This window comes from Exiguobacterium sp. s39 (assembly GCF_018618925.1).
GTDB classification, from domain to species: Bacteria; Bacillota; Bacilli; order Exiguobacteriales; family Exiguobacteriaceae; genus Exiguobacterium_A; species Exiguobacterium_A abrahamii.
In genome coordinates this window covers 666,254-684,407 of the sequence record NZ_JACSNA010000001.1, presented here as the reverse complement: position 1 = coordinate 684,407, position 18,154 = coordinate 666,254, and the positions used below count along the sequence as shown (strand labels likewise).

Sequence of the window (18,154 nt, the reverse complement as noted above, 5' to 3'; positions counted from 1 at the left end):
TTATAAGAAGGCTGCCGTATGAAAACACTGTAGTTCTTGTTCTTCACTTGAACTTCCCCACGTGCAGACGGCGTAACCTTGTGCTGTCAATGTCGGAACCATCTCGACGACTGGTACGTCTCCACTTTCTGTTAAGCCGATATCGAGCACATGTGTTAGTAATTCCTGACAATGTAATGGTCGATCATGATTCGCACAAATAATGGTATACCTAGATGGAGAGTCACTAATCATTTCAATGGCTGTCGAAAGCTGTTCGAGACCAAATTCAGCAATCCCAACGTAATACGGTTCTTCTCCAACTTGGACTGGTACTTCTATTCGGGATGTGAAGCCATCAAGCATCTCTTCTCGTTCGAGTAGACGCCACAGTTTGTAATAATCAAAGATTCTTTTTGACTGGAACCCATTTCCGGCACACACTACTAAATAAAAGCGATACGTGCTCAGCTCATGCTTTTGCCTTAGCTCGTTACGGAACATTTCACTACTGATTTGTTTGAACTGGACGATTTCTTCTGGAAACAGGAGCATCTCACCGACTACACATAAACAACGAATTGATGGGCTCGCATCCGCAAGCCAAGGGTAGACGCGGGTCGCATCGCTATGCTCTTCGATATACGTTTTCATGAAAAATCTCCTTTTTCAATCCCACTGACACGATACGCTTTGATACGTTTCAAACTGTAGATACACGAGTTGATTCGTACCAAGATGAGTGAGTCTGAGTGATTGTTGTGATGGTTGCGTATAAGCCAATTCGAATCTGACACCTTCGATTTTCTTCAATAAAAAATAAGCCCAGTGCCGATCGTATTCATTCTCAGACAAAACATCCCATAACGCATCCTCACAACAATTCGCCTCGTAAACATACAATTTCATGATCGTATTCTCCGCTATCACGGGTAACCCCGCAAATACGGGAACGTTCGGAATTCGGGGCTTCTGGATGACCAAGGTATAGCCATCTTTCAGAAGACGATCCAATTGTTCGCGGCTATCCGGTATCTCCTCTTTGATGACGGAAGACGGGAGTTCTCTGATTCGGATCGGTAACCCCACCTCATATTCAAAAGGATCGTCGAGTGCGAGTAAGTCTTCACGGGAATAGATTGTTTTCATGAAATCATCCTCACATTCTTTTATGTAGTGCTTTCAGGTTACACGCGCGCCACGCATCACGGACGATATCTTGGAAAGTCGTCGCCTGGCGTTTGAGTTTCAACGTTCTATAGTCGAAGCAATAGACAGCTTCGTCTGGACGCTCTTTTAATACTGCATAGTATTCGTCCCGTCTAAACGATGACCCAAAAAAGAAATACTTATCACGGATCGCCTCGAACTCGGTTAACGCGTATTCATCGAGACTAACCGAGAGATTGCCTTGGATCTCATGCGATAACCCGTTCCAGCTCGTCAACGGAATACCGTTTAACTTCAACTCTTCGGAAAAACGCATACCGTTACAGACTCTCAAAATCTCTTTATACCACTCCGGGATCGCAAAATGATTGGTCTCGAATGCTTGGAGGCGGGCTTCTGGACAAGGACTCTCCACGGACACTTGATAGTTTTGGATGGAGGATGAATAATCATACAAATACAGCTTATGCTCCACCTTCTCACCTTCGATTGGAATACTGTATTTCAAGGATTTTTGATCGTTCACATAAAAGAGTCGCATCGCCTGAAGGATATTCGTAAGAAAGACATCGTCTGGTAAAGCAGTGTTCTGATGATTCAGTCGTGGAACTTCAACGTCTTCTAGTGACACGTCTTCCTCGTCATCGTGTTCTTCAAAAGCCTCATGTTCCCCGAGGACGATTGCGATACCTGTCTCGTTACCGTCTTCTCGTCGGACAAAGACTTCATAGTGTCCGTCCCCCATTAACTGAACGGCGACACCGAACGGAAACAGGAAGATTTCATCTTCCATCATTTCATCTGAGATTGCGATATAGAACGGGTCGATTTCTTCGTCGAACTCTAGCGTATTTCGAATCTCCCAATCGATGACTTCCCGTCTCCCGTAATCCGCTGTGTTCATGACGACGAGCTGCGCTGAATCGACGACGACTAGATCGGATAACGGCTCGAAATCGGATGGATCCATCTTCGTTTCTTCATTCATTGTTAGGTAAAGCAAATTGATTGATTCGAACTCATCTTCGTCATAGAAGACCGTCCAATTCGAACCTTGTTCAACTGGAATTGTCACGTTGTATTCTACATCCGGCTCAAGAAAAGCAGGATCCGAGACAATCAAATTCCCTTTGTGACTTGTAAACGCGCCTAGTTTTTTCATGGTGTATACCTCTTTCTTAAATATAACGGAGAGGACATTTCCAACTTGCTAATGCCATTGGATTAATCAAACTTAACCCTTTGATTCTTATTGCATCCGCCACTCCATGAATCCGGTGGTTTGCTCTTGCCGGAAACGAATCCAATCCGTTAAGGTTTGATTCATCTTCTGCCATTCTTTAATACATTCCGATTTCAAAACCGCATCATCGAGTTGCTCGATTAGTAACCAAGCCTCTGATAAGGATGCTGCATCCTCTTCGATTTCTCCTAAATACAAATCTTCATCGAGATGATGGAAAGAATACCATAACCCGTATAAAAGATGGTTAATCATTCTCTCGATCGCTAACTGCTCCCGTCCTCCCCCACGTGTAATCGCTTCTTGTAAATAGATGAAGCGGTCATCTTCATCAAAGAAAAGACCATACCAACGATAAGGTCGAACGTCATCCGGCATCTCTTTCATCCACTTCTTCAAAGTCGGTTTTAGAAGACGTTCTTTTAGCGGATGAATCAAGAGGAATGAAGCGTCTGTCTCTCCTTCACAGGTAGACAATAACCAACTCACAAACGTCCGCTGTCGCTCGAAGTTCCACGTATTCGCTTCTTCAATGAATCTATCCATATGTACTAACCACGCTTTGCGTAAGCCACGATTTTTGGCAAGAAGAGCGGTGTGAAGACGTGGTAGATCAGAAACGATAGGGTCTTGTAATAACTTATCTAGAAGCGGCATGTTTCATCTCCTTTTAAAAATGTCATTGCTCCACTTTCATTTGTTGTCTCGTTTTTCGAAGATGAAACCATAATAGTATTCCCGTGCCTATCGAAAGAACCGGGAAAAGATACGGGATGTACGATTCCTGCTGATGAATCACGTGCATGAAAAAGTAACTAATGAAGCAGACAATTCGAAGCCATGTAGGAAGATAATCTTTACCGATAAAAGCTAAAAACATCAAGGGAATACCCATTCCAAATACTACAATTGGTAAGACAGAGAACGGTGTCACGAACTGAAACAGACCAAGTCCCACCAGAAGATAGGCGAACCAGGACGTCCGTCGTCGAAACTTCTCGCGTTCCTTTCGTCCAGGTTGTATCCCGTAAATATCATCCTGCTTGTATCCTTCCGCTTGTTTCTCGGCAATCAGTTCCTCCATCCGTCGTTTCGCTTGACGCCTCGTCGAGTACTGTTCTTCCTTCTCATCTCTGACATCTTGATCAAGCTTCCATTGCTCGGTGACACCGTGATAGGTCTGGATTGTTCGACCATCACGATACAAGTACCAAAAGTACGTAATGCCATCCACCTGTTTACTGAGTGTCTGAATCATGTTAACCCTCCAGATCAGCTAGGACATCTTCTGGATCTAGCTCAAGTCCGACGAGCTCCGGTCCCCAATCCAAGCCACAATACAGTCCGTCGTTAATCATGCTCAGTAACCAGCCATTCATGTACAAATCCAGATCTAAGCGAATCAGATGATAGTTCGCCCATTCCTTCGTCTGCAGTGCTTTTGCCGCCGCTTCCGTCGAAAAGAATAATAGGACGTCTGTTTCCTCTTGATTCGACGGACAGTACGCCCAGCCCGACTGTTCCAACTTCGATAGACCATAGACAGCACCTGTCTCGAGAACTGTCTGTAAGAAGTCTTCTGCTTGTTCAGCACTCTGTTCCATTTGTTGTTCCTTTTCAACGAACGCATTCAACGTCGGTGCTACCGGAAATAGTTCTTGTTCTTCGTGGTCCCACAAGACGATCGTCTCTGTGTCCGGAAGCTGATATCCGAGTTCATCACCTGTTCCGTCACTGGCAATTCGTAAGAAACCGGATGGGTAGTCCTCCCCATCCGTCGTGTTGACACGAACAAGGTCGTCCCATGTCCGCTTGATATATTGTTCGTCCTTGATCGGATGAAACTCCCATTCGCCGATGCTGAATTTGTTTTCGTGCTTGTACCTATTTCGTAGTTCTTTCGGAAGCTCGAAGCCAAGTTCTGCTTCTACCTCTTGTAATCTCTCTTCTGTGACACCTGGTAAACCGATTTGATATGTCATCTATGTGACTCCTTCTTATACATTTTGTGTTTAATTTTTTCGGTTAAAGTTCTTGCCTGTGGGATAAAGCCCGGTCAATCGTCTCCCATAATGAACTTTTGCCTGCCCCATTCGGATTTTCTTCAGATCAAACTGGTCCTTAAAATAATCAATGACGGGTTCAACGATATAGGACGGCTCCAAGATATGAAGGACGAATTCGATCGCTTCCGGACCATACTCATCTTCAACAAAATACCCGTTGCCGATTTCAAAAAGAAAACCGTTGAGGTCTTCTTCAATGCTCGAACGATGCTCAAAGATGACGTCATACTCTGTATCCTGACAAAAGATTTCGACGACAACTTCGTGGTAATCCGCTTCTTGAACGACCGAGTATCCTTCCTTTTCTTTCTCAGCTACGAGTTCTCGGATATAGGCATCTAGATTAAAAAAGCGCGAGAACTTTTGCTCACTCATTGGTTCTTTCAATCTCTCTCCCATGATGCCGTGAAACGTGTAGAGTGTCCGTCCATCCTTTTCGAACAGCCAAAAATGATTCTGACCGTTCATTGGTTTGATGAGTTGCATGAAGTTCCCTCCACTCTTATAGGTCTGCGAACAATTCGCCATTGAGCTGGCGAATCATCGTATCGTTCGGTAACTGTTGTCGTAGTCGTTTCGCCCAGTCCGTCCGAAGATCATAAGCGAAGGGTTCTTCGTTCGATAGCAGATAAAGCATTGTTCCATCATGACCGACAATCACGACGGTCGTATCTTCCGGATAAACGAACCGATCTTCTAAGACACGTGTTTTTCGGTACGTCGTTTCGACCTCTTGTTGAATCGACAAGCGATTGGAATACGAAAACATGAACAGTTCGTTCATCGACGCAACTCTATAAGCGTGTTCAAGGATGAGTTCGAGCATCCTAGCATTTTCAATCTTTACCGTGAAAAAATGACTCTCACTTGTCGATGTTCGTTTTCCACGTAACCAACCGTTCGTTTGTTTCTGTCTAGACAAGACATGTGAAGTGAACGACATATGATGTTGCGAGAAAAAAGCCCTGTTGTCTTTGTCTTCCTCTTCAAAAGCAAAAAAGGTCGCGTAGATCGGAAAACGATTTTGATGATTTAGAAAATCAAACAGGAAAGTTTCATTTTGATCTGTATCGCCTTGTTCCCCCGATTCAACACTCATGTGATACGCTTTCGCTAGCGGTCCATTTAGTACTAATGGTCGTTGGATATCGTCTTCAAAAAGGGCGTCGGTAATTTCGCATTCGCAAACGAATACCTCCCTGTTAAAAATAGATTCTTCAATTTCTTCATTGTCTCCCACGAGCGGATGTCGTTTTAAATTAAGCAGCTGCATCTCAGTTTCATATAACATCTCATTAAATTCCTCAGTACCGTATTTTTCGATGTAAGCGACTTCCGAAGCAAAGATGGGTACGAACCAGACTGGTAACACCGTCTCCGGTCCCCCGAGTGCCGCGTTCCCTTTATAGACTTGAAATGATTCTTCAAAGTAGAACGGTGTCGTCACGTATAGGGCAGCGAAGCCGTACTTCGATAACAGCCCATCCGGCATCGTTAAATACTCGCCTAAATCATAAGCGTGTCCAGTCTTTAATGCTTCCAGCGTCAAGCGATAGATCAATTCAATTAAATCCGACTCGGCATCTTGTTGCATGACAGATAGCATCACTTCTTGATGGATAACGGCACCGTTCTCGAATTGCAATGGGTGATGCAATAATCCAAGTGATGTCACGGTATTCGCATTCGCAAACGGTGCATTTTGAAACTGCAACAATTGAATCGCATGATCTTGTAATTCTTCCATCTCAAGGTGACCAGTACTTTCACCACAATGGGCTTCTAAGTGTTCTATGTAATTCATATTTTTATATCCTCATTTCATGACATTAAAAAATGTCATTTTCAATAAATATCTTCTACCATATATTATATATTTCATAATACAATTTTGGGATTTTTTATTTTTTCCTAGTGGAGGGTATCGTGACATCTGAAAACGACAAAAATGACTCCGGTTCAATACCGAAGCCATCTCATAGCAATGTAAAAAGATAAAGCGACTTTTTAAAATGTTCATCCGTTAGGCTTCACTCACATGTATCGTTTTCGTTTGTAGGACTTTCCTTCGATCCATGTCCAAATCCGAATTGATAGGTAAACATCAATTATGCCAATGATTAACGCAACGACAATCATGAGAACACCATTATTACCAGAAACGAATAGAGGGTGTAAAATTGTAAAAGTAATACTCAAAAGAATTGGCAATGTGATACCCATCCATACAGAATTAAACAATAGTGCCTTCCACATCCACATCATCCTTTTATGTGTAATAGTTGGTCTAAGTGTAGCATCTAGTGAGCAGAAGAAAAGAATTGCATGTTAAGAGCGACTCTATGTCGCAATCACTTGATAAAAAATAATGCTTTCTTTAAGCCTTTATTTTTTGTTGCTTAACCAAAACAGAGTCATCATTCTTCCGATAAATTTTGGTTCGTAATCTATCTCCCACTGTGTTTATGATGATGTCGATCGTATTCTCATTTTCCCAATACAATTCATATCCATATAAAGAGATAGGGTTCAATATACTTCTTAACGGTATAATGACTGATTGCGGTAATTCAAATATACATCCATCATATAGGCTTTTCCGAGACTTCATATCAGTAATCATTAGAAACAAATTTAGATTTACAGGTGTCAATTTTGCTTTTAGAGTAGCTCTCATTGTTTTCGTTTTGTTATTTTTCCTGCCTATGTTCTGTACGAATATAAAGTTCTGTTCATACACATAATTTTCTATTTTATTTAATTCATCATCGGTTATACATTCTCGGAATATTGAATGTCTAATTCCTTCTAATAAAGTACTCAACGTTTCTTTTAAAAAATCTAAATTCTTTTTTGACTTTAATTCCTCCATCTTAGTTTCTTTAAAATAATATTCGCGTCCTTCACCATTTTCACTTCTGATTTTTAGTTTTTCTTCTTCTGTTAAACTTTCATAAAAAATAACATAAAGCGAACTGTATTTCGGAAATTGTACCTTTAATTTTTTCAACATCCTTTGAAACATAAAGATCAATGGTTCATTTTTTGGATCAAAATAGTTAATATCCAACTTATTATTTGCATTTTTCTCAATATATAACACTTCGAGTTCTAACATGATTTTCACCTCTCTTAAAAGCTGTAATGATATGGTGGTTTCAACTTATATCTTAAGGCACTTTTTACTGATCTAGACGAAAAATATGCCTCAATTGGATTGAACGGATGTATAAGTACGGGTATTTCCATTTAAATTTTTTCTTCAAGATCTCTATATATCAAAATCCAATTCAGTTGATATATTCCATTTTGATTACAATTCAAAATTAACACGTTTATATGTAAGCGTTATCATTATACTGTAAACGATACTAATTCTTTGTTTAGGAGTTGAATCGAATGGATACGATCATCAGTCATTATTCGAAATTCAAATGTCCGCGTTGTCGCGAGAAATTCAAAGATGAGATCCTTATTGAAGATTTACATAGTGTATCGTACGAGGAGCGACGTTTAGGTGTTGAAATCCAGTATGATTTCTCTTCGGAAGTCGCTTGTCCGAACTGCCACCATCAATGGCTCATCGAAGGAAACGTCTGGGAGTATCCTGAAGGCGTCATCGATGCGATTGAACTATAATATGCCTATTGGCACTTCCTTATTTCTCAAGTACGTTACATATGAAGCGTTGCCTTAATGTACACTATCGGTAATACAAAACGTGTACTTCGGAGGTGTTCGTACTTGAAAATAAAACTTTTATCTTTCCTACTTTTTTCGATCGTCTGCCTAGCAGGATGTAGCGATTACGATCAAGATGGAAATACGACGAGTGAGAAAGCAAAACAGAAATATGACGCAGCCATCAATCAAGTCTTCAAATCTGAAAATCAGTACTTGAAGCAGCAACAGGTCGATCGACAACTAAAGCGAAATTCTGGAGAAACGGGCGTCATCGTCTATGAGGATCAAAATCTCATTGAAATCTATTACGACCAATCATCTGGAGGAGAAAGAGCCATTTATCAGAAAAAAGGATCTACTTACGCGCGGAAGACGTATACGAAACAAATCAGCCGTAAAATCGATGACTCTGAAAAAAAATATCTTGAGAACATTGGAATCAAGTAATTTCAATTTTTTATGACCGCGTTTAAATGGTCGATGACTCCCTTCTTTAGATTGGGTCATCGTCCTTTTTTGTATGTTCTCACCTTTCTTACGCTTAAGAGCATCCATTTTGTGGTACAGTTCAAATGGTATTTTTTAAAATATTTTCTTTAAGGTGGGAATTACTGTTGGGAAAAATTGTTTCAATTATCATTCCTGTATACAATAAAGCGACGGATCTCTCGACGTGTATCGCGTCGATTCAGGCACTCACGCTTGACCATTCAACGATGGAAGCGATTTTCGTTGATGACGGTTCGACGGATGAATCGTTGTCGATTCTCCATACGGCTGCACAAACGATGGATTTCATTCGCATCATCGAAATTCCCGAAAATACGGGAAGTCCTGCCCATCCGCGAAACGTCGGAATCGAAGAAGCGACAGGTAGATACGTCACGTTCTTAGATGCTGATGATCGCCTCGATCCGGTCGGATTTCCTCAACTCGTCGCGCAAGCCGCTTCAAACGATGCCGATATCGCATTCGGTCAAACGATCAAACATACCGACACGTCGATACAAAAAGTCGGGCGGTTCGCATCGTTCACGACTGCCAATCAGCTTGTTCCATATGAAATCGACAAAGTATTTCGCGCAGTTGGACCTCCCGGGAAAATCCTGAAGCGCTCCGTCTTGATCGAGCATAACATTCGGTTCAGCCCGATGCAGTTCGGTGAAGATAAACTCTTCTTCTTCGAAGCCATCTCTAACTGTCAAACGGCTTCGATGAATCCAGCACCTGTCTATCACGTCAACCGATTCGCGATGAATGACTCGTTAGTCGGACAGACGAGCATCTTCGAGAAGACGACTTTTAATTTACAGGTGCTTGAGAAAACGCTTGAACTGGATATTCCGACAGTCGCCAAGACTCATGCCTTGAGCCGTCTGATCGAGATGGATTTCCTCTCCCGTCTGTTCAACAACAAGCGGTTCCTTGAGCATCCGCAACGGCAGACCTTCTTTGATTTGTTCCGCGAGATGATTGCGATCTTTGAACGACATGGTGCAGATCCAGCAGATTTCATTTTCGATGACATTTTCCAAAAGCAGTACGCTTTGCTGCAGCAACAAGATTATGACAGCTTCGTCACCTTCATCACGCTACTCGTCCAAAAACATAAAGCCCGGCGCTATGTATCGGAGAACCGTCTTTATTATAGAATGCCGGAATCACTACACCATCTCGGACCTGTCCTTGAGCCGTTCTTTGCCACGTATGCAGGCACGCGTCTCGTTGATGGTGTCTTCTATGAAGTCGTACAATTACTCAAAGACGACACGGCTTCGGTCGATCAAGTTCTCTTAATCGCACCTAACGATGAAGTAACGGAAACCGCCGTTCCGTTCCATATCGAAGGGACTGAATTATTCATTTCGACGGAGACACTCGAACGATATTCACATCCATTCCAATTGATGCTGATCCATGACGACTATCATCCGTTCGTCGTCCGGATGACGTTACCGAGTAGTGTCAATGGGATGCATCTGCATTATCAGCCACTTAAAGTCGAATTTCGTCCAGCGGAATCCAGATCACCTGTACAGAAAATCGACGCGACGAAGTATCATATCGATGCACCGACGCAAGTCGTTGTACTCGAGAAGGCTTTCTTGTATGACGATCTGGAATTCGAGCATAAGCAGACAGCACTTGAAGTCGGACAACTGCTGACGATCTCCGATCTTCAGTTGACGATGGCCGGCACACCACGACTCGTCACGGTTGACGGTGCTTACGTCACGGCAAACAAAAAATACATCCACCTTCCACCTATGATTGATGACGAGACGTATCTGACTGATCATCCGACAACAGTCCGGATTTTAAAGACTTGTAAACAGTATGCTGATCGTGACTTTAAAAACGAACTACCAACGAAAAATACACCGGATACCGTTCTTTCGATTGAAAAGATCGTTCTGTCATCCAAAGGCACACCACGCTTGAAAACGGCTCAGGATACGTACATCACAGCCAATCGATCATTCGTTCAACCGATCAACGAAGCGTAATGCTACGCCTAGGGACATGAATCTCTTGTTCCTAGATTCCTTATTATTCCAACAAAATATGCTATAGTATGGGCAAGGTTCACCAACGTGACCCATATTTCAAGCCGCTATTTCAAATTGTAAGCGCTATATAAGGAGATGCCCTATGAAACGAGATTTGTTTTTTACATTGAACACGTTAGCGACCCAACGTGGCGGTTTATCAAAAGCAGTCATTAAACGAGCGAACGCGATCATCGCGGCTGATCCGGAGCGAAACGTGACGCTCGTGACGTTAGGGATTCAACCGAATCTTGAAACGATTCGTCAAGAGATGGTCGAGGCACGGTTGCTTGATCCTCGCATCCAAGTCGTCAACGTCATTAATTTTTTAGCACGTCGCCAGGCAGACAAACGGTCCGTCATCTCTTCGAAAGGCGAATTGATTCCACGCTGGGAAAAGCGGTATACGTTGTTCCTTGACGCGAGTCGCGCCGAAAAAGATTCGTATCGGTTGTTCGACAATGGTACATACGTCCAGTACGCCCGGTTTGATACTAACGGTCAGCTTAGCTTCATCGATTATTTTTCAGAGAATCGTCATCGCCTGCGCCGCGAAGAATACCTAGATAACGGCCAGTTGGTGCAGACGATCCAGTATTCGTTTACGTCGAACAAGCCGGTCTCTCGCTCCTTCTTCCATAGTGACGGGACGTGTTATTTAACGATTTGGCATAAAATCAATTCAGCGGACTGGAGTCATCTGTTTTATTTAGAAGCCGGTCAGGAAAGACAGTTCAATGATCCGGCAACCTTTAATACGTTCGTCTTGAATAAGCTGTTAGGTCAGCATGAGGCGGTCTTGATCTCGTCCGAATACCGGGATCGTCTTGCCAACCTATCGAAAAAGAATTTGGACGCGGTCATCTTGGATATCAAACATCCGAACATCAAAAAGATCGCCTTCGGACACAGCAATCACTTCGTCTCTCCCTTCAACGAGACGGCAACGGTCAGCGGTGTGTGGGATACGTTATTTGGTCGTATCGACGAGTGGGATCGAGTCATCACGGCAACACCTCGGCAACAAGCACATATGACCGATCAGTTCGGTCACCCGGAGACGTTCCATGCGATTCCTCACGGTGTCGGTGCGGTACCGGAAGCGGATTACACGGTTCTTCCTGAACCTGATCCGAATCGGTTCATCGTCGTCTCGCGCATCCAAATCAAAAAGGATGTCGCCGCCAGTATCCGTGTCATGCGGAAGATCGTCGACCAGCATCCGAATGCTTTCCTTGATTTCTATGGCTTCGGTTACAACGATCAGCTCGAAAAGGATCTCCACGCGTTGATCAAGGAACTGTCACTGACGAAACAGATCCGGTTCAACGGATTCATCACGAACATTCAAGACGCCTATCATGGCGCCGTCGCAACGATCTTCACGTCGCAATCCGAAGGGTTCGGGATGGCGATCCTTGAGAGCATGGGGCACGGTGTTCCGGTCATCGCCTATGACATCTGTTATGGTCCGCGTGAAATCATCGCGCACGGGACGACCGGTTATATCGTTCCACCCGGTGACACGTCAGCTTTTGCAGCAGCAGCAATCCGCTTGATGGAGCAGCCGGCTCTACGCCGTCAAATGGGAGAAGCCGCTCTGCACTCGATCAATCGGTTTTCTGATGATCTCTTTACGACAAACTGGTTAACGCTTTTGAGTGAGCTTGACTAATCGGTTATTGACCTTCTCCTCTGTGAGAAGTGTTTTTTGTCTATCCACCAAAGTCCGTATTGTTTTTCAAATTTTGGGATGTTTTAGCTATTGATTGTGATAGAATGCTAATGGAAGATAACGCTTTCATAAAATATCACCTAGTAGGAGGTCCCTTGATTCCATGCTGTTTAAATCTGTTCTCCGGGTGCTCCAATTCGGGCACACTGTACTTCCGAAGAAACCAAAGAAACTTAAACGATCGGCGTTAAAAGAGTCGTTACAGATTCAATCTTCGCCGACAGACTATACGCTATCCGGTCAATTAAACGATCCGTTGCTGACGATCACTTCGTTACTCATTCGCGATCGTTTGCAAGAGACGGTCCTTGAAGTGCCGAACCAACAGCACGATCATCGCTTCTCTTTCCAACTGCCGCATACGCTCGTCTCTCAGCTGAGTCAACATGCTGCTCAGATGCAGGATGCGGACGTTCCGACAGTCGAAGAGGATGGTCTCGCTGAGATCGAGTCTGTCGAAGCCGATCAAGATACTGCCTATCCGATCGGTCGTTTTTCACTCTGGCTGACGTTTACGAAAAAAGTCGAACACCTCACACCAGAACAATTACACAAATGGGAGTCTGACGGCTTACCGAGTCATGCTACGCTCGATGCATCCGTCTTCACCCGTGAGATTTTGTTAGGACGTTTCCTTGACACGCAGATTCCCGCGCCGGTCGCGCCATTGATGGATGAGACGTCCAACGAATTCGTCCAGTTGTATACGGATTTAAAAGGCAACCTGCGTCTATTGTTGAATAAAGAACCGCAGATGAAGCCGAAGATTCAGATTGATGCGGTCCGCAATGAGACGAAAGCGACGACAATCATCAGCGGGAAAGCCTTTACCCGTCACGCGTTCATCAAGACGGGACGATTGCTCCTCGTGCACCGGGAAAGTGGCAATCAAGTCCCGGTCCCGATTGATTGGTTGTACCAAAATGAAACAAGTGCGAAAAAATTCGGATTGTATCGTTATCACTACACGGCGACGATCCACTGGTCGCAACTCTATCAAGCAGCTCAATTACAAGAAGGGGTTTATGACGCCTTCGTCGCACTCGACTTCTATCACCGGTCGGAACCAAAATTACACCGTCTCGGTCGCGCCCGGTACATCACGCGTCAACTGACACCGGAAGCGTTAGGGAAAGATGATACGTCGACAATGCACATCATTCCGTACTACACGGTCGGTCACCGGAATCTATCGTTTGAGATGACCGAGTTTACGAATGAAAATTACGCCTATCTGAATCACCTGATGACGTTCGCCCCGCTCTACCGGCTATTTGCCGAGAAGAACACGTGGCTCGTCGGAGAACGTCCCTATAAAGCGCAGGACAACGGATATCACTTCTTCAAATACATGCGCGAAACCTATCCGGAGCGACCGGTCTATTACGTCATCGATCCGACGTCGAACGAATACGCACAAGTCGCTCCGCTCGGAAACGTCTTGCCGATCAAATCGAAGGAACACATCTATCACTCGTTGATGGCGAAGAAGGTCATCGGGACACATCATGCGGAATACTTGTATCCGCTCCGGTCCGAACCGTTCAAACGGAAGATGCGGGCGGATCGTGTCTTCATCCAACACGGGGTTCTCGGAACGAAGAACATGAATGACCAGTACGGCAAGTTTGCAGCTGCCTTCGATACGGATCTGTTCCTCGTCAGTTCCGAGCGTGAGAAACGACTCGTCACACAAGACATGGGCTACGCTGAGCGAGAGGTCAAAATCACCGGTTTGTCTCGTTTTGATGCCCTCTTGAACGACGACGTCCCAGTCAAACGTCAGATGCTCGTCATTCCGACATGGCGCTCGTGGTTACAGACGCCACTCCAGTTCTTCGAATCGGAATATTATCAGCAGTACCAAGCGTTCCTATCGAGTGAGCGTCTACACGCGTACGCAAAACAACATCGTCTCGAGATCGTCCTTTGCCTGCATCCGAACATGCAACAATACTCGAGTCACTTTGAGAACTTACCAATCACGGTCATCCATCAAGGAGAACGTGATGTCCAAGGGTTGTTAAAGGAGAGCCTCTTGCTCGTCACCGACTACTCGAGTGTCGCCTTTGACTTCAGTTTCTTGAAACGACCGGTCCATTACCTGCAATTCGACCCGAAACGCTTCATCGGTCCGCTCGGTTCGTATCTCGATCTCGAGAACGAATTACCGGGTCGGATCTCAAAGACGATCGATGACTTGTTCGAGGATCTCGATGCGACGGCACGTCGTGATTTTGAGATGGATGACGAATACAAACGCCGCGCTGACGTCTTCTTGACGAAAACGGATACGACCTATTCCGATCAGGTCTATCAAACGATCGCGAACTATACAAAACAGACAAGTCTTTTAGAGAAGATTCAGACGAACGAAGCGGCGAACATCCTCTTTAAGGTCTATCGTCGGAGCCGGTTCTACTTCCCGACGATGAAGGCAGGATACCGACTCATGCAACGCGTCTTACCGGTCGACCCAAAACTCGTCGTCTTCGAGAGCGGTCTCGGTAAACATTACGCGGACAGCCCACGCTACATTTACGAAGAACTGAAGAAGCAAGCACTCGGCTATAAAGTCGTCTGGATCTATAACAAAAAGCTCTATCTGAGTGATCCGAATGCAAAAGTCGTCAAACGCCTGTCTCCCGCCTACTTCTATTACATGGCAACGGCGAAATTTTGGGTCAACAATCAGAACTTCCCGCACTACATGACGCGGCGGAAAGAGACGACGTACATCCAGACGTGGCACGGCACGCCGTTGAAGAAGATGTTGTTTGACTTAGATGAGATCCATGGTCGGGATGAAGGCTACGTCAAACGAGTGACGAATTCGATTGCGCAATGGAGCGTCCTCTTGTCTCCGAGTCGTTATGCGACGAACATCTTTAGAAGTGCATTCCAGTATAGCGGTCCTGTCGTCGAATCTGGTTATCCGCGAAATGACCTTTTCTTTACAGCAAATGATGAGGCAACGATCGATCGGATTCGGACGCAGTTGCAACTGCCGGAAGGCAAAAAAGTCATCTTGTATGCACCGACCTTCCGCGATCATCAATCGCTCGGGAAAGGGAAGTTCTACTTCGACTACCCGTTTGATTTCGACCGTGTCGCGGAAGCGTTAGGCGATGAGTACGTCTTCTTGATTCGGACGCACGTGCTCGTCACGAAAAAACCGAAGATTCCAGTACAGCACCGGGAACAATTCATTGACGTGACACCCTATCCGGATATTCAAGAACTGTATTTGATCACGGATCTGCTGATCACGGACTATTCCTCTGTCTTCTTCGACTTCGCGAACATGAATCGACCGATGATGTTCTATGCGTATGACCTTGACCTCTATCGGGACACGCTACGCGGATTCTATCTCGATTACTACAACGATCTTCCGGGACCCATCTTAGAGACGGAAGAGACTTTGCTTCACGCCTTATCGGACATTCCGCGTCTGACGAAAATGTATCAAGCGCAACTCGATACGTTCCGTGCGACGTACGGTCCGATGGAGGACGGCTTCGCCGCTTCCCGCGTCGTCGATGCGTACTTCGGGACGAATCCACAGGTTCGCACTGAAGCACTCGAATTACGTGAGCAACCGGACGGCAGTTATTCCGTTTGACGAATGATCCATCAAAAACGGCTAGCATCCACAGAGGGTGCTAGCCGTTTTACATATTTTATTCGTTCGTCGCTAATTTGTCCGCGAGCACTTCGTCGAGCTTTTTCTTGAACATCGGAGCAAAACTTTCCGCATACGTATTCGTCATATGGCTGTTGTCACGATAGATGACGACATTGCCGATGACAGGGCGATACTCGCCTTTGACGTGGAAGTAACGCGTCAAATCCAGCTTATGGAGCGACTGATTCGTTTTTTCGAACTGTTTCCAGTACGCCTCATCCGTTTGGTTCGGTTCCGTATTCATCTGTTTCGTCGTATCCGCGATGCTTGTCGTCTCGAGCGCCTCGAGTACGTTGAAGTCATACCGTGGATTATCCCGGAGTGCTAGACCGTCGATCCCATACTCGTCTTTGACGAACTGCATCTGGTCGACCATTTGTTGATGAATGCTGTCTTTTGAAGCATCCGCTGCAGTCACGTGCGAGATGATCAAATCAACATCGGCATCCTTCAAATAGTTCAAGACGTTCTGGTTCCAGATCCCTTTTAAGGAATCCGGTTCATAGCCGGTCGAAAAACGTGTTCCTGACCGCGTCAGATTGAGTAAACGGATGTCCGTTCCTTTGATTGCTTCATGCAATGCACCGAACCATTGCTCCGAGTGCGAGCTTCCGACGAGCGCAATCATCGCTTTATAATCCTTCGTTTTTCCGTATTCACCGACTTTCGCTTCCGTCTTTTGCAGTCCTTGGTTGCTACCATCCGTATGGACGAGCGGTAAGTCATTGAAGACGTTCGCATAAGACGGGAAAGGATCTTGCTTCGGTACAGGCATTGTCTGTTCGATCGCTAAAGCACCCGGATACTTATTCTTGCTGACAGCTTGTTTCAGCTCTTGCTCTTCCAGATAAGCGAGCCCGAGTAAGGATCCAATCAACAAAACGTTGACCGTCAACAGCGCACCTAGCTTCTTGAACGCTGTCCGATTGACAGTCGAAGTGCGAATCGGTTTTTCAACCCATTCCGTCATCAAGTAGGATAAACCGATCGATGCAACGATAATCAGTGTACCGACGAGCAGACCTGGCGTTTGTTGAACATTGTAGCGATAGAACTCAAGCAACACCCAGTGCCAAAGGTAAATCCCGAACGCGATCCCGCCGAGTTTGACCATCGGCTTTGATCCGAGGAATCGTTTTAATCCGAATCGTGTCTCCTGCGTTCCTGATAACACGATCATCAAGGCGCACGTCATCGGCCAGAGTGCGATATAGCCAGGGAACATTTGCGAGACATTAAACAGAACACCAGTCGTCAGCAAGCCAAGCAGACCGACCCAGCCGATGATCGTCGCTATCCACTTCGGAACACGAATCGCCGACAAGTTCACACATAATAGACTACCTAAGGCGAATTCCCAGACCCGCGTCGGCGTAATGAAATACGCCCACGGCTGATTCACTTCTGTCAGGTAGATCGAATACGCGAGTGACGTGACGAATAGGAATCCAATCAACCCATTTAAAACGGCTTTAATCGACCGAATCTGATACGTGTTCATCATCCATAAGATGAACGAGAACAAGACGAACCAAATCATATAAAACTGCCACTGGATCGATAGTGCCCAAAAATGTTCGACGGGTGACTTCATCTGGGTCGCGTCTAAGTAATCCGTACTTGAGACGGCGAGTTGCCAGTTTTGATAAAAGAACATCGAGGCGACGACTTCACGAATTGTTTTCCCGAGAATCGATGCCGGTAATAAAAATGTGCTTAGTACTAACACGACGCCTAAGATGAACAAAACGGATGGCAAGAGTCGTTTCAGCAACTTTGTCACGTACGGCAGAAATTTGAACTCCCCTGTCCGGTTGATTGTCGAGATGATCGATGTCGTGATCAAAAAACCCGAGATGACGAAGAAGACATCGACACCTCCTGAGACACGATTGAACCAAATATGATAGATTGCGACGAGTAAGGCAGCTACCGTGCGTAACCCTTCGATTTCCGGGCGAAACCGGCTTTCAATATCAATCCGCTTCTGACCCGGTTGACCAGATACTTTCCATTCCTGCATGCTTCTATGTCCCTCCA

Annotated in this window: 15 protein-coding genes; 5 read left to right on the top strand and 10 right to left on the bottom strand. The window is 45.1% G+C overall.

The window, feature by feature from the left end; genetic code table 11:
* From KNQ11_RS03515 to KNQ11_RS03475, 9 genes are all read right to left on the bottom strand, one after another.
* Complete coding sequence (locus KNQ11_RS03515; protein ID WP_214769638.1) at positions 1 to 633, bottom strand: hypothetical protein; 633 nt, start codon at positions 631 to 633, stop codon at positions 1 to 3.
* Positions 634 to 648: 15 nt separating this feature from the next.
* Positions 649 to 1,128, bottom strand: a complete 480-nt coding sequence (locus KNQ11_RS03510) for a hypothetical protein (RefSeq protein ID WP_214769636.1) — start codon at positions 1,126 to 1,128, stop codon at positions 649 to 651.
* A gap of 10 nt (positions 1,129 to 1,138) precedes the next feature.
* Positions 1,139 to 2,311 (bottom strand): SMI1/KNR4 family protein, encoded by a 1,173-nt coding sequence (locus tag KNQ11_RS03505; RefSeq protein WP_214769634.1) that lies wholly within the window; start codon positions 2,309 to 2,311, stop codon positions 1,139 to 1,141.
* Positions 2,312 to 2,398: 87 nt separating this feature from the next.
* A complete protein-coding gene (locus KNQ11_RS03500; RefSeq protein WP_214769632.1) occupies positions 2,399 to 3,049 on the bottom strand; it encodes a hypothetical protein in 651 nt (216 codons plus the stop codon).
* A gap of 22 nt (positions 3,050 to 3,071) precedes the next feature.
* Positions 3,072 to 3,650 (bottom strand): hypothetical protein, encoded by a 579-nt coding sequence (locus tag KNQ11_RS03495; RefSeq protein ID WP_214722943.1) that lies wholly within the window; start codon positions 3,648 to 3,650, stop codon positions 3,072 to 3,074.
* Between the two features lies 1 nt (position 3,651).
* On the bottom strand, positions 3,652 to 4,374 hold the full coding sequence (locus tag KNQ11_RS03490) for a DUF2750 domain-containing protein (protein WP_214769630.1): 723 nt from the start codon (positions 4,372 to 4,374) through the stop codon (positions 3,652 to 3,654).
* A 30-nt stretch (positions 4,375 to 4,404) separates the two neighbouring features.
* A complete protein-coding gene (locus KNQ11_RS03485) occupies positions 4,405 to 4,944 on the bottom strand; it encodes a hypothetical protein (protein WP_214722939.1) in 540 nt (179 codons plus the stop codon).
* 16 nt (positions 4,945 to 4,960) lie between these two features.
* Positions 4,961 to 6,262: a suppressor of fused domain protein gene (locus KNQ11_RS03480; RefSeq protein WP_214769627.1), complete on the bottom strand. Its 1,302-nt coding sequence runs from the start codon at positions 6,260 to 6,262 to the stop codon at positions 4,961 to 4,963.
* Between the two features lie 573 nt (positions 6,263 to 6,835).
* Positions 6,836 to 7,576, bottom strand: a complete 741-nt coding sequence (locus KNQ11_RS03475) for a hypothetical protein (RefSeq protein WP_214769624.1) — start codon at positions 7,574 to 7,576, stop codon at positions 6,836 to 6,838.
* 281 nt (positions 7,577 to 7,857) lie between these two features.
* Between KNQ11_RS03475 and KNQ11_RS03470 the strand changes: the two genes are divergently transcribed.
* The 5 genes from KNQ11_RS03470 to KNQ11_RS03450 all read left to right on the top strand — a co-directional run bounded on the left by KNQ11_RS03470 (position 7,858) and on the right by KNQ11_RS03450 (position 16,051).
* Complete coding sequence (locus tag KNQ11_RS03470) at positions 7,858 to 8,097, top strand: hypothetical protein (RefSeq protein WP_214769623.1); 240 nt, start codon at positions 7,858 to 7,860, stop codon at positions 8,095 to 8,097.
* A gap of 105 nt (positions 8,098 to 8,202) precedes the next feature.
* Positions 8,203 to 8,589, top strand: a complete 387-nt coding sequence (locus KNQ11_RS03465; RefSeq protein WP_214769620.1) for a hypothetical protein — start codon at positions 8,203 to 8,205, stop codon at positions 8,587 to 8,589.
* 167 nt (positions 8,590 to 8,756) lie between these two features.
* Positions 8,757 to 10,649: a glycosyltransferase family 2 protein gene (locus KNQ11_RS03460; protein WP_214769618.1), complete on the top strand. Its 1,893-nt coding sequence runs from the start codon at positions 8,757 to 8,759 to the stop codon at positions 10,647 to 10,649.
* A 145-nt stretch (positions 10,650 to 10,794) separates the two neighbouring features.
* The gene (locus tag KNQ11_RS03455; protein WP_214769616.1) at positions 10,795 to 12,366 is read left to right on the top strand and encodes a glycosyltransferase; all 1,572 of its coding nucleotides are present in this window, start codon (positions 10,795 to 10,797) and stop codon (positions 12,364 to 12,366) included.
* Positions 12,367 to 12,529: 163 nt separating this feature from the next.
* A complete protein-coding gene (locus KNQ11_RS03450; RefSeq protein WP_214769614.1) occupies positions 12,530 to 16,051 on the top strand; it encodes a CDP-glycerol glycerophosphotransferase family protein in 3,522 nt (1,173 codons plus the stop codon).
* Positions 16,052 to 16,109: 58 nt separating this feature from the next.
* Here KNQ11_RS03450 and KNQ11_RS03445 read toward each other — a convergent pair whose 3' ends face one another.
* Positions 16,110 to 18,137, bottom strand: a complete 2,028-nt coding sequence (locus KNQ11_RS03445) for an acyltransferase family protein (protein ID WP_214769611.1) — start codon at positions 18,135 to 18,137, stop codon at positions 16,110 to 16,112.
* Positions 18,138 to 18,154: the final 17 nt, after the last annotated feature.

Coding starts and splice junctions, on each gene's coding strand:
- KNQ11_RS03505 (WP_214769634.1), bottom strand. CDS start 2,311: ATGAAAAAACTAGGCGCGTTTACAAGTCACAAAGGGAATTTGATTGTC.
- KNQ11_RS03485 (WP_214722939.1), bottom strand. CDS start 4,944: ATGCAACTCATCAAACCAATGAACGGTCAGAATCATTTTTGGCTGTTC.
- KNQ11_RS03495 (WP_214722943.1), bottom strand. CDS start 3,650: ATGATTCAGACACTCAGTAAACAGGTGGATGGCATTACGTACTTTTGG.
- KNQ11_RS03490 (WP_214769630.1), bottom strand. CDS start 4,374: ATGACATATCAAATCGGTTTACCAGGTGTCACAGAAGAGAGATTACAA.
- KNQ11_RS03510 (WP_214769636.1), bottom strand. CDS start 1,128: ATGAAAACAATCTATTCCCGTGAAGACTTACTCGCACTCGACGATCCT.
- KNQ11_RS03445 (WP_214769611.1), bottom strand. CDS start 18,137: ATGCAGGAATGGAAAGTATCTGGTCAACCGGGTCAGAAGCGGATTGAT.
- KNQ11_RS03470 (WP_214769623.1), top strand. CDS start 7,858: ATGGATACGATCATCAGTCATTATTCGAAATTCAAATGTCCGCGTTGT.
- KNQ11_RS03515 (WP_214769638.1), bottom strand. CDS start 633: ATGAAAACGTATATCGAAGAGCATAGCGATGCGACCCGCGTCTACCCT.
- KNQ11_RS03450 (WP_214769614.1), top strand. CDS start 12,530: ATGCTGTTTAAATCTGTTCTCCGGGTGCTCCAATTCGGGCACACTGTA.
- KNQ11_RS03475 (WP_214769624.1), bottom strand. CDS start 7,576: ATGTTAGAACTCGAAGTGTTATATATTGAGAAAAATGCAAATAATAAG.
- KNQ11_RS03455 (WP_214769616.1), top strand. CDS start 10,795: ATGAAACGAGATTTGTTTTTTACATTGAACACGTTAGCGACCCAACGT.
- KNQ11_RS03500 (WP_214769632.1), bottom strand. CDS start 3,049: ATGCCGCTTCTAGATAAGTTATTACAAGACCCTATCGTTTCTGATCTA.
- KNQ11_RS03480 (WP_214769627.1), bottom strand. CDS start 6,262: ATGAATTACATAGAACACTTAGAAGCCCATTGTGGTGAAAGTACTGGT.